Origin of the sequence: Gordonia sp. GONU (assembly GCF_024733855.1) — a bacterium.
GTDB classification, from domain to species: domain Bacteria; phylum Actinomycetota; class Actinomycetes; order Mycobacteriales; family Mycobacteriaceae; genus Gordonia; species Gordonia amicalis.
In genome coordinates this window covers 41,306-56,417 of the sequence record NZ_JANRHB010000022.1, presented here as the reverse complement: position 1 = coordinate 56,417, position 15,112 = coordinate 41,306, and the positions used below count along the sequence as shown (strand labels likewise).

The 15,112-nt window shown below is 67.2% G+C and carries 8 protein-coding genes; all 8 read right to left on the bottom strand.

Annotated elements, in window-relative coordinates; genetic code table 11:
• Positions 1 to 8: 8 nt before the first annotated feature.
• Positions 9 to 1,559, bottom strand: coding sequence for an acyl-CoA carboxylase subunit beta (locus NWF34_RS17815; protein WP_258325673.1), 1,551 nt, complete (start codon positions 1,557 to 1,559; stop codon positions 9 to 11).
• Between the two features lie 40 nt (positions 1,560 to 1,599).
• Positions 1,600 to 6,954, bottom strand: a complete 5,355-nt coding sequence (gene pks13 / locus NWF34_RS17810) for a polyketide synthase Pks13 (RefSeq protein ID WP_258325672.1) — start codon at positions 6,952 to 6,954, stop codon at positions 1,600 to 1,602.
• A gap of 100 nt (positions 6,955 to 7,054) precedes the next feature.
• Positions 7,055 to 8,959, bottom strand: a complete 1,905-nt coding sequence (fadD32, locus tag NWF34_RS17805) for a long-chain-fatty-acid--AMP ligase FadD32 (RefSeq protein WP_258325671.1) — start codon at positions 8,957 to 8,959, stop codon at positions 7,055 to 7,057.
• A 260-nt stretch (positions 8,960 to 9,219) separates the two neighbouring features.
• Positions 9,220 to 10,230 (bottom strand): LLM class F420-dependent oxidoreductase, encoded by a 1,011-nt coding sequence (locus NWF34_RS17800; RefSeq protein ID WP_258325670.1) that lies wholly within the window; start codon positions 10,228 to 10,230, stop codon positions 9,220 to 9,222.
• Positions 10,231 to 10,411: 181 nt separating this feature from the next.
• On the bottom strand, positions 10,412 to 11,419 hold the full coding sequence (locus NWF34_RS17795) for a cutinase family protein (RefSeq protein ID WP_375295683.1): 1,008 nt from the start codon (positions 11,417 to 11,419) through the stop codon (positions 10,412 to 10,414).
• Position 11,420: 1 nt separating this feature from the next.
• Positions 11,421 to 11,969 carry a DUF732 domain-containing protein gene (locus NWF34_RS17790; RefSeq protein ID WP_258325668.1) on the bottom strand — a complete coding sequence of 183 codons (549 nt, stop codon included), beginning with the start codon at positions 11,967 to 11,969 and terminating at the stop codon, positions 11,421 to 11,423.
• Positions 11,970 to 12,199: 230 nt separating this feature from the next.
• A complete protein-coding gene (locus tag NWF34_RS17785; RefSeq protein ID WP_375295682.1) occupies positions 12,200 to 13,669 on the bottom strand; it encodes an alpha/beta hydrolase-fold protein in 1,470 nt (489 codons plus the stop codon).
• Between the two features lie 271 nt (positions 13,670 to 13,940).
• On the bottom strand, positions 13,941 to 14,930 hold the full coding sequence (locus tag NWF34_RS17780; protein ID WP_258325667.1) for an alpha/beta hydrolase family protein: 990 nt from the start codon (positions 14,928 to 14,930) through the stop codon (positions 13,941 to 13,943).
• Positions 14,931 to 15,112: the final 182 nt, after the last annotated feature.

The following is a 15,112-nucleotide window of genomic DNA, read 5'->3' as shown; positions in this document are numbered from 1 at the left end:
GGCCTGCGCTAGATCGGCATCAGTAAGTGCTTGCGCGGGGTCTTGAGGACCTGCTTGTCGCGCAACTGCGCCAACGCCTTCCGGAGTTGCAGCCGGGTCTCGGCGGGCTCGATGACCGCGTCGACGTAGCCGCGTTCGGCCGCGAGGTAGGGCGTGGCCATCATCGTGTTGTAGAAGTCGATGAACTCGCGGCGGACCTTGTCGGCCTCCGCGGCCGAGAGTCCCTCGGTCTGACGACGGGTCAGCACCGCGGCCGCCGATTCGGCGCCCATGACGGCGATCTTGGCGGTCGGCCACGCGAAGTTGATGTCGGCACCGAGGTGCTTGGAGCCCATCACCGCGTAGGCGCCGCCGTAGGCCTTGCGCAGCACGACGGTGACCTTGGGTACGTCGGCCTCCACGTAGGCGTAGAGGAAGCGTCCGGACCGCCGGATGGTGCCCTTCTGCTCCTCGGCCAGGCCGGGGAGGATGCCCGGGGTGTCCACCAGGAAGACCAGCGGGATGTTGTAGGCGTTGCAGATCCGGACGAAACGCGTTGCCTTCTCCGACGAATCGGTGTCCAGCACACCGGACATGACGCTCGGCTGGTTGGCCACGATGCCCACCGAGCGGCCGTCGACGCGCGCGTACCCGGTGATGATGTTGGGCGCGAACAGTTCTCCCACCTCGTGGAAGGCACCGTCGTCGAACAGCCGGATGATGATGTCCTTCATGTCATAACCGGCGTTGTCGTTGTCCGGCATGAAGTCGTTGAGCGACAGGTCCGACTCGGTGATCTCCGGCTCGAGGCCCGGATTGATCACCGGCGGTTCCTCATACGCGCTCGACGGCATGTACTGCAGGTACTCGCGGACCCACTCGAAGGCGCCCTTCTCGTCGGGCGCGATGTGGTGGATGTTGCCCCAGCGGGCCTGGTTGTGCGCGCTGCCCAGGTCCTCGGCGGAGATCTCCTCGCCGTTGACCTGCTTGAGCACATCAGGGCCGGTGACGAACATGTACGACTTGTCCTCGACGGCGACGAGGATGTCGGTGTTGGCGGGGGTGTACACGGCACCACCCGCACACTTGCCGAGGATTACCGAGATCTGCGGGGCGAGACCGGAGAGCAGGTCGTTGCGGCGACCCATCTCGGCGTACCAGGCGAGCGAGGTGACCGCGTCCTGGATACGGGCGCCGGCCGAGTCGTTGATGCCGACCATCGGGCAGCCGATCTTGCCCGCCCACTCCATCAGCGAGGCCACCTTCCGGCCGAACATCTCGCCGACGGTGCCGCCGAAGACGGTCTGGTCGTGCGAGAACGCAGCGACGGGGCGACCGTGAACGAGGCCGTGGCCGGTGACCACACCGTCGCCGTAGCCGCTCTCCGCGGCACCCGGCATCTTGGCGAGCGCACCGATCTCGACGAACGTCCCGGGGTCGAACAGCATCGCCAGACGTTCGCGTGGGGAGCAGATCCCCTTCGCGGCACGCTTGGCGAGTGCCTTCTCCCCTCCCGGTTCGCGAGCAGCCTCCAGTTTCTGCCGGAGGTCGGCGAGCTTGCCTGCGGTGGTGTCAGTCACGGTCCTTCACTTTCTACGCGACCACGATGTCTCGTTGAAGCTACTTCTTACCAAGCTCGCCGAGACGCGTGGCCAGATCTGCGCCGATCTTGGCGATGTAGGGCTCGTCGACGATCGACAAGTGGTCGCCGCCGATGTGGATGATCTCCAGGTCGTCGACGACCTCACCCCACCGGCCGTCCTCGTCGATCTCGGCCCACTGCGGTTCCAGCTCGATCGCACCCGCATGCATCTTGTCCGCGCGGTACAGCACGACCTTGCCGTCGTAGGGTTCCGGCGCGATGTTGCTGAGCACCCGGTTCTCGATGAACGAGGTCCGCTGGTGTTCGATGATGCCGCCGGGGATCTTGGTGCCCGACATCGACATCATCTCCATGATGATCGCGAACTGACCCTCGTCGTCGGCCTCGACGAGCCGCTCCATCGGGATCGGCACATCCGGGTCGAGGTCGTAGTTGCGGATCGCGAAGTCCTTCCACCGTTCCAGGCGGGCCCGCTTGGTCTCCGGCGTCTCGGTCATGTCCTCGCGCGGACGCACGACGTCGATGAGACCGACGAAGGCCACGTCCTCACCGGCTTCCCGGAGAACCTGGGCGACGCCGTAGGCGAGGGCACCGCCGAACGACCAGCCCACGAGCACGTACGGGCCGTGCGGCTGGAGTTCACGCAGACGCGGGATGTACTCGCGCACACGGTCTTCGATGGTTCCCTCCACGCCGCGGTCGAAACCGACGACCGGCTGGTCGTCGGGCAGGCGCTTGAGCAGGGCCTCGTAGGCCGAGGTGTTGCCGCCCGCGGGGTGGAAGAGCAGGATCGGGGTCGGGTCGCCCGCGGACGGGTCGTAGACCTTCTTGCCCTCGGGAACCAGACGCAGGTAGCGCAGGAATCCGTCGGTCGACGCCCCGGCATCGAGGTGATCGCGAACGTAGTTCGACATCTCCTCGATGGTCTCCGAGTCGAGGATGTCCTCGACGTCGATGTCGCCACCGGTCCGCTCGTTGAGACGATCGGTCAGCTGCTGGGCCAGTTCCTCCGACAGCACCGGCAGCTTGTTGAAGATGCCGCCGGCGGACTTCTTGGTCACGACCGCGTAGGTGCCGAACGTCAACCGCTCGGCCGCATCGCGCGGCGGGACATCCGAACCGGCGGCCTCCGCGACAGCCTTCTGCGAGGTGATGTCGGTGGCCGGCTTGACGGGCTCCGGCGCCTTCACCGGTTCGGGTTCGGTGCCAGGCGAGGTGGCGACCGCATCCTCCACGTCAACCACGTCCTCGGCGACTTCCTGCTTCGGCTCCGGGGACTCCTCGACGACCGGCACGTCCGAGGTCTGATCCTTGGCGTTCTGCTCGTCGATGTAGGCGTTGAGCGCTGCGGTGTCGAGTTCACCTCCGCCGGAGGCATTCTCGGCGAGGTCGTCGAGCTGGTCGCGATGGGTGACCGCGAACTCGACGAACTTCTGGACATCGGCCAGGTTCGCCTGGCGCATCGCCTGCAGCTGCAGCTGCGGGATGTCGAACTCGTACTCGACGCGGTTCTTGATCCGCACGGCCATCAGCGAATCGAGGCCCAGCTCGATCAGCGGGATCTCGCGCGGCAGGTCCTCGGGGTCGTAACCCATCGACTCGCCGACGATGATCGCGAGGCGATCCCCCACGCTCTCACCGGATTCCGGATTCCACCTGTTGCCGATGTCGTCGACGACCTCGTCCTCGACGACCACCTTGTCGTCGGCGAAGACGGCCGGACCGGACTCCGGGGACGCCGCCGGCGCGGTGGACACCGAACCCGCGGCCTCGTCGAGGTCGCCGGTCACGACGGCTTCGAAGAGCAGACGGAAGTTATTGCCTGCCTTGACATGCACGCTCACCGACGCGCCGCCCGGATGCGGGCTCAGCGTGGTGGTGACGGTGCCGGTCGTGGGCATCTCGCCGTGTGAGACCGCCGCACCGACGGAGGCGTTGGTCAGCACCTGTGCGGCGGCGGCGTGCACCAGCGCGCGCGGGTCGCTGACGGCTGCGGCGTTGACCTCCCACGCGTGGCGTCCGTCGGGCAGCGCGACATGCGAACCCGGGACGGAGCCGGCCGAGCCGCCCGAGGAGACCTGCGCCTTGAGCCAGAACTCCTTGCGCTCGAAGCGGGTTCGCGGGACCGCCGCATAGTCGCCGGTGCCGAACAGCGACGCGACGTCGACCGGGTGGCCGTGCACGTACAGCTTCATCAGCGCGTTGACCAGGCCGAAGCTCTCGTCCTCCTTGCGACGCAGCGTCTCGATGAGCTCGGCGTCGTGCAGGCCGGCCGAGAAGGTCACGGCCGCAACGGAGATCAGGACCGCCGGATTCGGCGACAGCTCCAGGAAGGTGCGGTGACCGTTCTCCACGGCCTTCGAGATGGCCTGACTGAACCACACGCTGTGGCGCAGACCCTTGAGGAAGTAGTCGATGGTGTGGACCGGCTCGTGTCCCGCACGGTAGAACACCTCGCGGTCGACCGAGCTGTAGAAACCGGTGGTGAGGCGCTGCGGCTCGATACCGGTGAGCTCGTAGGCGAGCTCGCCCAGGATCGGGTCCATCTGAGAGGTGTGGCTCGCGCCCTTCGTGGCCAGCTTGCGCCCGAGCTTGCCCTCGCCCTCGGCGCGTTCGACGATCGCGTCGACCTGCGCCTCCGGGCCGCCGATGACGGTGTGCGTCGGTGCCGCGTAGACACAGATCTCGAGGTCGGGGTAGTCGACGAGGACGTCGTTGATGTCCTCGGCGCTGTACTCGACCAGCGCCATCAGGCGGATGTCGTCGCCTTGCAGCATCGACTCGCCCTCGCCCATCAGGCGCGAACGCTGGCAGATGACGCGGGTCGCGTCCTCCAGCGACAGTCCGCCGCTGATGTAGGAGGCCGACGCCTCACCCATCGAATGCGGCACCAGCACACCGGGTTCCGCACCATGGTGGCGGAGAGTGTCGGCCAGCGCGACCTGGATGGTGTAGATGCCGACCTGGCTGGTCTCGATGCCGTAGGTCTGCTCGTCGTCGAGGAACATCTCGGCGATCGAGTAACCCAGTTCGTTCTGGACGTATCCGTCGACGCGGTCGACGTACTTCGCGAAGATCGGGTTCTCGGTGTAGAGCTGCTTGGCCATCTTGCGGTGCTGCGAACCGAAGCCCGACAACAGCCACACCGCCGAGGCGGCGTCGGGCGAATCCGCCGAGTACACGAGGGGATTGCCCTTGCCGTCGGCGATCGCCCGGACACCGGTGATGGCATCCTCGTGCGAGCGGGCCATCACGACGGACCGAGAGCGGCCGTGGTTGCGGTGCGCGAGGGCGCGGCCGATGTCGGCGAGCGGGGTCGCCCGGCCCTCGTCGGACTCGAGCCACTCGAGCAGGTCGGCGGCGGTCTTGCGACGCCGCGACGGGAGGAAGCCGGAGATCACCAGCGGTACGACCGAACCCTCGACCGCGCACGGTGCGAAGCCCTCGGCCGGGTCCACCGCGGTCTCGGTGACCACCGGCTCGACGTTCCGCGCCCGCGCGGCCAGCACGGCGCGCTCGGCCTCGGTCAGGAATTCGTCCTCGGTTTCGAGATCCGGTTCCCCCGGCAACGATTCGGTGGCCGGGAGTTCGGAAGCCGAGGCGTCGACCGGAGCCGTCTCCGGCTTCAGGTCGCTCGGCAGGACCTCACGGACGACGACGTGCGCGTTGGTGCCGCCGAAGCCGAAGCCGGAGACGCCGGCGACGGCGTGGCCCGAGTAGCGGGGCCACTCGGTGGACTCCGGGATCACCTTGAGGTTGTTGGCGTCGAACTGGATGTACGGGTTGGGGCCGCTGTAGTTGCGCGAACCCGGGATGACCCCGTGCTTCAGCGCGAGCACGACCTTGGCGATCGCGCCGGCTCCGGCCGCCGACTCCATGTGGCCGTAGTTGGTCTTGACCGAACCGAGGAGCATCGGCTTGTCGGCGGCCCGGCCGCGTCCGACGACGCGCCCGAGAGCGTCCGCCTCGATCGGGTCACCCAGAATGGTGCCGGTGCCGTGGGCCTCGACGTAGTCGACCGTGCGCGGGTCGATCGACGCGTCGGTGTAGGCCGAGCGCAGCACCTCGACCTGGGCCTCGGGATTCGGGGCCGGCAGACCGTTTGACCGACCGTCGGAGTTGACGGCCGAACCGGCGATGACCGCGAGCACCTCGTCGCCGTCGCGGCGGGCGTCGGCCATCCGCTTGAGCACGACGAGACCGCCGCCCTCGGCGCGGATCATGCCGTCGGCGTCGGCGGAGAAGGCCTTGATGTGGCCGTCCTTGGCCTGCGCGCCGATCCGGTCGAAACCGAGGGTCGCAGCAGGCGTGATCAGCATGTTCACGCCACCGGCGAGGGCGACGTCGGACTCGCCGGTACGTAGGCTGCGGACCGCCTGGTGGATCGCCACCAGCGACGACGAACACGCGGTGTCGATCGCGATCGACGGTCCACGGAAGTCGTAGAAGTAGGAGACGCGGTTGGCGACGATGGCCGTGGAGGTACCGGTCAGCGCATAGGCCGCGGTGTCCTCGGCGCCCTCACCGAGGCCGAGGGTCGCCAGCAGCTGATAGTCGTTGGTCGACGAACCGATGAACACTCCCACCGGCGCACCCTTGAGGTCGCTCGGCGGGATGTGCGCGTGCTCGAGCGCCTCCCAGGTGAGTTCCAGGGCGAGCCGCTGCTGCGGGTCGACCATCTCGACCTCACGCGGACTCATCTGGAAGAAGTCGGCGTCGAACGACCGCACGTCGTCGAGGTAGCCGCCCTTGATGTTCGACGACTCCAGGATCTCGGCGAAACGCGGATCGGAGGTGAACTCGGTCCAGCGGCCCTCCGGCAGGTCGGAGATGCCGTCGACGCCACCGATGAGCGCGTCCCAGGTCGACTCCGGTGTGGTGCCGGACTTGGGGAAACGGGTCGACAAGCCGACGATCGCGATGTCGTCGTCCGCGCTGCGATCACGCCGCCAGAACGTGTCGGCGGTGTCGTCGAGGCCCTCGTCGGGATCGCCCTCGATGATGCGCTGGGCCAGGGATGCGATCGTCGGATGGTTGTAGACCACCGTCGCGGTCAGGATGACCCCGGTCTTGTCCTCGACGTCGGCGGCGAGCGCCACCGCATCGCGCGAGGACAGTCCCAGCTCTTCCATCGGCCGGTCGACGTCGATCTGGCCGACCGGGACACCGGTCGCCTGCGACACCCAGTCGCGCAGCCAGTCACGCAGTTCATCGACGGTGAGGTCTCCGGCGGTCTCTCCGGGGGTGGCCTGACCGGTCGAGGGTGCAGTGCTCGCGTCGGCGGTCGCTCCGTCTACCGAACCGGGGGTTTCGAGGGACGAATCGTCGGGCAGATCGGTGCTGCGTGACTCGTCGGTGTTCAGTTCAGACATCGTTTCCAGACTACTGCTCTCGTCGGCACCCGAAACCGGGTGCCGGGTGACTGTTGTGGACGATCACCGACACCGCGGCCGTGAACGGGTGCCCGGCGCGCTATTCCGCCGCGTCCGGGAACGCCGTCTGCTTGTAGCCGCCGCGCAGGCTGCCGTCGATGTAGGCGGCGCGGGTGGCCCGGCGGGCGATCTTGCCCGACGAGGTGCGCGGGATCGAGCCGGCGGGAACCAGCAGGACGTCGCGCGCCATGACGCCGTGACGCTGCGCGATGGCGGCACGCACGGTGTCGGCGACCTCCTGCGGATCGGCCTTGCGACCCGGGCCGCGCTCGGCGACGATGACCAGCTGCTCGGAGGCGTCGTCGGGGTCCGGGGTGAGACCGCTGCCGGCGAACTCGAAGACCACGGCGGGCAGCTGGTTCGCCGGTACCGAGAAGGCGGCGACGAAGCCCGGACGCAGCGCGGTGCTGGCCTCCTGGGCGCTGTACTCGAGGTCCTGCGGGTAGTGGTTGCGTCCGTCGACGATGACCAGGTCCTTGACGCGGCCGGTGATGTAGAGCTCGCCGTCGAGCCAGACACCGTAGTCGCCGGTCCGCATCCACAGGGCGTCGGCCGGGGCACCCTCGGCGTGGCTGTTCTCCGCCAGCGGCGAGACGAGCTTGTTGTGGAAGGTCTCCTCGGTCTCCTTCGGCTTGTTCCAGTAGCCGGCACCGATGTTGAGCCCGTGCAGCCAGATCTCGCCGACGTGACCGTCGGGCTGCTCCGTCGCCGTCTCCGGGTCGACGATGGTGGCCCACTGGCTCACCGCGACCTGACCGCACGACACCTGCGCGACCGCGTTCGGCGCACCCTCGTCGACGACGGTGAGCTTGCCCGCGTTGAGATCGTCACGGTCGACGTAGATGACCTTCGCCTCGTTGTCGCGCTGGGTCGCGGAGACGAAGAGGGTGGCCTCGGCCATGCCGTAGCAGGGCTTGATGGCGGTCTTCGGCAGGCCGTAGGGCGCGAAGGCCTCGTTGAACTTCTTCATCGAGCTGACCGTGACCGGCTCCGAGCCGTTGATCAGGCCGATGACGTTCGACAGGTCGAGGGTCTCGCCCTCCTTGGGCAGACCGCGCGCGGCGGCGTGCTCGAAGGCGAAGTTCGGGGCCGCGGCGTAGGTCTCCGCGCCGTCGGCGGCCGCGGCGAGTTCCTTGATCCAGCGGCCGGGCCGGCGGACGAACGCCTGCGGGCTCATGATCGTGATGTAGCGGCCGCCGAGCGCGGGCAGGATCACGGTCAGCAGACCCATGTCGTGGAACATCGGCAGCCAGGTCACGCCACGTGCGTTGCGGTCGATCTGGATGGTGTCGGAGATCTGCAGGACGTTCGCGGCGACCGCCTGGTAGGTGATCTCCACGCCCGCCGGGACGCGGGTCGAACCGGACGTGTACTGCAGGTACGCGACGGTGTCCTTGTTGTGGTCCTTGCCCGCGACTGGGGCGACCCAGCTCGACCCCACCGAGTCGGGCACCGCGTCGACGGCGATGACGCGCGGGCGCTCCTTGGCCGGCAGCGGCGCGAAGAAGTCGCGGACCGCCTCGGCGGACTTGGTGGAGGTGAGGATCGCGGTCGGCTTGCAGTCGTCGAGGACGGCGTGCAGACGATCGGTGTGGCCGGGCTCGTCGGGCGAGAACAGCGGCACCGCGACGTTGCTGGCGTACAGCGCGGAGAAGAAGCCGATCACGTACTCGAGCGACTGGGGCGCGAGGATCGCGACACGATCGCCGGGCTTCGTCACCTGCTGCAGGCGTGCGGCGACAGCGCGCAGGCGCTTGCCGAACTGCGCCCAGGTCAGGTCCTGGGCTTCACCGTCACGCTCACGGCTGTAGTCGATGAACCGGTAGGCCAGCGTGTCGGCCTGCTCGCGTACGTTCTGCTCGACGTAGTCGACAAGCGTCGCTTCCTCGGTGAACGAGATGTTTCCCGTTTCGTCGAGAAAGTCTTCGAGTTCAGTCTTCAGCATTCATTACTCCTGTGGCCCCCTCGTGGACTCCCCCACGCGAGTGCAGTTCCCCGGTGACGTCCTTCGGCGACAACACCCGGCGTTTCTGCCATCCACGTCCTGTGCCGACCGCGGGATACGGTAGCGCACGTCCAGTTACCCAACGAAAAAATTGTGATCGTCATGCTCAGCTTTGAAAAAGCGTACGTCGGCTCGGTGACGCACACCCGCGGGTTGACGACCCACCACCTCGCGGTTCACCGGCGAGACAGACGGTCATCCTACTCCCCCTTCAACTGGGCCAGAACGGGCGCAAAGGCGTCCATCTGGGTCGGGAAGACCCCGACGTAGGACATGGTCGTCCGGCGGCGGACCTCACGGATCTGATCCGCGATCTCCTCGAAACTGCCGATCGCGATGTACGGCGAGGACAGCACGTCGTCGACGGTGAACTCGGTGTCGTGCGCGATGTTCGGCGGATAGCCCTGCTCCAGGGCCTTCAGCGCCATCTCGGCGGTTGCCACGCGATCGTCGGTGATCACGATGACGGCGATGGTCCAGTTCAGCTCGATGTCGTCGAAACGGTCACCCGCGGCCTGGCGGATGCGGTCGACGCGCTCGGCCGTCTTCTCGATGGTCATGTCCGACAACTTCATCTTGCCGTCGGGCGTGGTGCCCGGGGCGACGGAGATGATGTCGGCATGCTTGGCGGCGAGCGCCAGCATCTTGGGTCCGCCACCGCCGACCGCGATCGGCGGCCGCGGTCCCTGACGGGGTCGCGGGCTCCCCTCGAGGCCCTTGATCTTGTAGAACTCGCCGTCGAAGTCGACGGTCTCGCCGCGCATCAGCCCGTCGAGGATGACGAGTGCCTCGCCGAGCCGGCGGATACGGACACCCGGGGACTCGAACTCGATCCCCGCCTTGTCGAATTCTTCCTTCATCCAGCCTGCGCCGATGCCGAGTTCGAGTCGCCCCTTGCTCAGCACGTCGATCGTGGTGGCCTCCTTGGCCAGCAACGCCGGGTGGCGCCAGCCGTTGGCCAGCACCGAGGTCGCCAGGCGGATGGTGCTGGTGGCCTGGGTCAGCGCACCGAGCGCGGCCAGCGGACCGACCTGGTTGCCCAGGTGATCCGGCACCGCGAACGTGTCGTAGCCGTATTCCTCGGCGGTCTGGGCCAGCTTGACGAACTTGCGGGCACCACCCTCGTCCTTGTTGCCCTCACCACCCGCACCGAATCGGAATGGACGCAGACCGGAGGAGCTGCCACCCGCATCGTTCGGGGGTTGCGTCATCGCTGTCCTCTCCTCGTGTTCCGGCCGTCGAGGGACGCCGTGTGGCATCTCCTGTGTCGATCGCCCGGACGAACGCCGGGCCAGCCCAACACGTTAATGCAGCGTGACGGCCCCGCAAAACGAATCGGTGGTGTCGGCAGCAGGGTTACAGCAAGTTGACGGACTGTGGGACACCGAGGGGTCAGCTGTGCTTCGGACGCGGGGCGTCGTCGATGAGGTCCTTGGCCCACGAGTACATCCACTGCGTCGCGGTCTGACCGTCGTTCTCCCAGTGCCGTGGCGTGGCGTACATGGCGTGGATCGGGTTGTTCGCCGCGTTCGCCAGCTTCGACACGGCGGCGAGCGGATTGAGGACCGTCGGCGAATCGCAGATGAGATCACCTGGCGCACATATGGACTCCACACGGTCCTCGAGATCGCCGAATCCCCCGTCGCGCGGACCGGTCATCGTGATGCCCGGGACGATGTTGCCCATGCCGCCGAGCGCGATCTCGGCACCGACACCGTCGGGGCTGGGATCCACGTCGTTCTGCTTGCCGGGCTGGCGACGCCCGTCGGCGATGAGCCCGACCCCGAGAACGAGATCCTGGTCACCGTCGGCGAGCACACCCCGGCCGTTGCCGATGTTGCTGGCGAGATCGCCCGCGATCACCGCTCCCTGACTGAATCCCATCAGCACGTAGCTCGTGAGCGGACAGCGTTTGTTGGTGTTGATGATCTTTCCGGCCGCACGCTTGTAGCCCTGGGTGCGCGAAACGTTGTAATCGACCTGACGGTCGGCGAGATTCGTCGGATTCCGGAACTGCGCGGTGTACGGCACCGTGTAGATCTCGGTCCGCGACGAATCGAACTGCTCGGACAGCCCCCGTGAGATTCGCAACATCAGCGAGTTCGGGTTGGCCGTCGGCCTGTACGGGTCGTCGCCGGCGCTCGACTCCCAGGTTCCTGGGATCACCACCGTCAGCACATCGGGACAGTCCGCGGGCTGCGCCTCGGGACGTTCCTTCGTCGGAGTCGACGGCTTCCCGGGACCGATCGGCGGCGTCGGTCCGGGCTTCAGCCAGACCAGGACGAGCAGGACGATGAGCACGATCGCGATGACCGCGAGCGCAAGCAGCAACAGGGGGAACTTTCCCAACCGCCGGGCGGGGCTCTGTCGAGCGCGGCCCGCGGTGCGTTTGGCCATCACGTCAGCAGTAGTGCTGTTCTGCCGCGCGGATCACTTTGTCCGCCTTGGCGTTCGCCTCTTCGACGGTTTTGGTGCCCGGCCCGACCGAGGCGGTGACGAAGGCCTTCACCATGCCCGGATCGGTGCCCTTCTGCCGGGCGCCGCAGACGTACTTCGCCATGGTGAGCGCGACGGAGTTGTCGCTGTCCCCCATGAAGGTGACGTTCGCCGCCTTGAGCGCGCCGAGATAGGCACGCGCCTTGTCGTCGAGCGGCGCTCCGCTGGGACCGGGGAAGCTGTCCGGGACCTTGGTGCTCGGGTTGGGTCCGGTCTCGGGCAGCTTCGAGGTGCCCGACGGCGCGTCTGACACGGCCTTGCTGGGCGACTCGGCCGATGCCGAACCCGGCGCACTCGCGGACGATCCCGCGGCCGAGTACAGCGACGTGGTGGTGACCGGGTTGTTGGTGATCGGTGCACTGGCCGTCGAGTCGTCCGAACAGGCCGAGACCGAGCCGAGCGCGAGAGCGAGGCCCGTCACGGCCAGCACCAGCCGAGCACACTTCGTTGTCATCGCCACTTCCTGTCGAACCTTCTATCCAGCCGGACGCGACGCAGTCGGACACTGCATCGCTCGCCCCGTCAGGCTACCGTCCCCGCACACCCCGACGATCCCGCTCACGGGCGCGACCTGCACGAACCCCTCGATTCCTCAGCGAAGTCTCAGCAGGTGCACACGTGCGGTCGAGGTTCGGCCCGCACTTGAGGCCCCGATCACTCCAGAACCCGTCACCTCAGAACCCATCACTTCAGAACCTTGCTGCCGTCCTTGGCCGTCCAGGTGATGCGGCCGTGCTCGAAGTAGTTGACCCGACCCTTGCCGTCGCGGGTCGGCTCCTCGTTGCTCAGCGGCTTGCCGAGACGGCCCCCGGGGCCGCCCGCGGCCACATAGGCACCGCCGATGGCGCCGGTGACGATCTTCGGACCCTTCGGACCGGTGAAGATGCGGCCGTTGGCGAAGTCCTGGGCCTTGCCACCGGGCACACCGTAGGACGGGGTCAGGCAGCCACCCAGATCGCCCTTGTTGGCGTCCCAGAGCTTGCGGAATGCACCGTCGACGCGGCAGGCGACCGCGTCACCCGAGAGGCCGAGGGCAGCCGCAGCCTGCGGCCAGGCCTGCATCATCTCGAACTCCCAGTACGGCCAGGTGTGCGTCCCGGACGGACGGTAGACCGCCTGACCCGGAATTCCCTTGCGGTTCAACTGGATTGCGAACTGCTGGGACGTGACGCGGCTGAGCATCTCCAGGCCCACGCCGGAGTAGTTGGTCGCCAGCATCGGGATGTCCGACGGCTTGTCGTGTGGGCCGACCATGCCGTTGCCCGAGGAGACGTACAGGCTCGTGCCCTGCAGCTTCTCGGCCAGCACGTACGGGTCGTGTTCCTTCCAGGCCGGGTCCGAGGGCGGTCCGAACATCTTCATCGAGTCGTAGCCGCCGCCGTCGCGCACCGCGAACTGGATGGCCTGCGGCATGCCGAAGGAGCTGAACTGCAGGATGCCGGAGAACGACGCCGCGAACTTGTAGAACCCGGGGTTACGTGCGGCGAGCATCATCGCCGCCGAACCACCCATCGACAGACCCTCGATGCCGCGGACGTCCGTGGATCGCCAGTCGTTCTCGAGGACGGGCGGCAGTTCCCGCATCAGGAACGTCTCCCACTTGTAGTTCTTGCCGCGGTCGGGTTCCTTCCAGTCGGTGTAGAAGCTCGACTCACCGCCGATCGGCAGGATCACGTTGACGTTCTTGTCCTTGTAGAAGTCGACGATCTTGGTGTTGATGATCCAGCCGCTCTGGTCGTCCTGCGCACGCAGACCGTCGAGCATCGTCAGCTGGGGGAACTTCTCCTTGGGCTTGGCGTGCCAGTCACGCGCCAGGAGGATCTGCACCTGGATGTTGGTGTTCATCGACGGCGAGTACACCCACAGGGCGACCCGGCGGTCGGTGTACCAGTAGGTGTTGGTCACCTTGCCGGGCGGGACCGGGGCCGCCGCCGGAGCCGGAGCCGGCGCACGGGGCGAGGCCGGGGGTGCCGGCGCCGCCGAGGTGGGAGGTGCGGCCGGAGAAGCCGGAGCCGGGGCCGGGGCCGGCTCGGCGCCCGCCAGGCCCTGGCCGACGACAAGCGTCACCACGGCCACGATGGCCACCACGACGGCCATCGCCGTTCGCCAGGCCACTCCGACACCGAACGGTCGTGAACCACTGTTTCGCCGCATCACTCTCCAGAACTCCTTCGCCCAAGTACAACGGCGTCCGCACATCCTGACCGATTCCCCGTCAGTCACAACTGCATCATCAATACCAAACGCCTCAGGAGTTTCTTACACGGGATTGATGCCCCGTGTCCGAACGCCACGCTGTGACTCATGGGATTTGTGTGACAGTTGATACCGACGGCCGGGGGAGCTCTGCATGACACGACGACGCCCCGCCCGGGATTCCCGGACGGGGCGTCGTGATGGCCGTGTCAGGCCGGACCGGTGCCGATCAGCGGAAGAATCCGCGGTTCTTGGCGTTCCAGACCATGTCCTGCCAGTAACCCCAGGCATGGGTGCCGTTGGCGTAGTACGTCATGAGCGGCACGCCCTGGACGAATGCGGCGGCCTCGAAGGCCTTCGACTGGGTGAACGCCAGCAGCTCCAGCGTCGAACCCTTGAACAAGTCGTCGAAGACGTTCGGCAGCGCGTTGTACCGACCGAAGAGTCCGTTGCCGGATCCGACGAAGAGCTTCATGCCACGCATGTTGCCGATGTTCCAGAAGGGATCGTTCTGGAACCAACGGATGCTCCACGGCGGGCCCCACATCGCGTCGATGTTCCACGGCTTGGGATCGACGTCGAACATGGCCAGCCGCAGCGCGGTACGCATACCGGGGGCGCTCAAGAAGTTGTAGCCCGACAGCGAGCCGGCGCGGTCGAAGTTCTGGCGGTTCTGCGCGCCGATCACGAGGGCGGCATTACCGCCCATCGACAGGCCCATGATGGCGTAGCGCTTCGACGGCCCGACGCGGTAACCGCGCCGGTCGAGCTCGCGGACCAGAGTGTTGCTGATCACGCAGTTCCAGCGGTACCGGTATGGCTGACCGTTGAAATTGCTGGGCGCATCCCAGTCCGTGTAGAAGCTGGCGGGTCCACCGATGGGCTCGACGACGTTGACGCCGGACTTCACCATCTCCTGGATGTTGGTGTTGATCTCCCAGCCGCTGTAGTCGTACTGGGCGCGCATGCCGTCGAGCATGATGACGGTCTTGTAGTTGCCGGGCCGCTTCCACGCGCGGACCTTCACATTCGGCATCCCGCAGCCGTTGACCCAGAACTCCTGCTTACCGACCTGCGTCCCGCCGATGCGGGCGCTGGCCTGTCCGGCGACGACTCCGGTCAGCCCGACAACTGTCAGCACGGCGACCAGTGCGGCGATGAGCCGGTTACCGATCCGGCCGCGCGCTGGCCTGCTCGCCTGGGTGGCAGCTTCACGCATGTACAGAATCTCCCTCTTCAGCCGGTCGAGCTGCGGATTCTCGTATCCCGCCGGTCCCGTCCGGTTCTAGTGCGTCTCACATCTCTCGGCGCCGGCGCAGTGCCGGCGCGACGATGGTTACCGAGCCGATCTCGCATGCGATTCGCCGTCGGCGAGCCTATGCGATGCCCCCCGGCGTGACA

What these genes read in the sequence shown, in the direction of transcription:
- pks13 (WP_258325672.1), bottom strand. Translation starts at nt 6,954, where the DNA reads ATGTCTGAACTGAACACCGACGAGTCACGCAGCACCGATCTGCCCGAC.
- fadD32 (WP_258325671.1), bottom strand. Translation starts at nt 8,959, where the DNA reads ATGCTGAAGACTGAACTCGAAGACTTTCTCGACGAAACGGGAAACATC.
- NWF34_RS17800 (WP_258325670.1), bottom strand. Translation starts at nt 10,230, where the DNA reads ATGACGCAACCCCCGAACGATGCGGGTGGCAGCTCCTCCGGTCTGCGT.
- NWF34_RS17790 (WP_258325668.1), bottom strand. Translation starts at nt 11,969, where the DNA reads ATGACAACGAAGTGTGCTCGGCTGGTGCTGGCCGTGACGGGCCTCGCT.
- NWF34_RS17785 (WP_375295682.1), bottom strand. Translation starts at nt 13,669, where the DNA reads ATGCGGCGAAACAGTGGTTCACGACCGTTCGGTGTCGGAGTGGCCTGG.
- NWF34_RS17780 (WP_258325667.1), bottom strand. Translation starts at nt 14,930, where the DNA reads ATGCGTGAAGCTGCCACCCAGGCGAGCAGGCCAGCGCGCGGCCGGATC.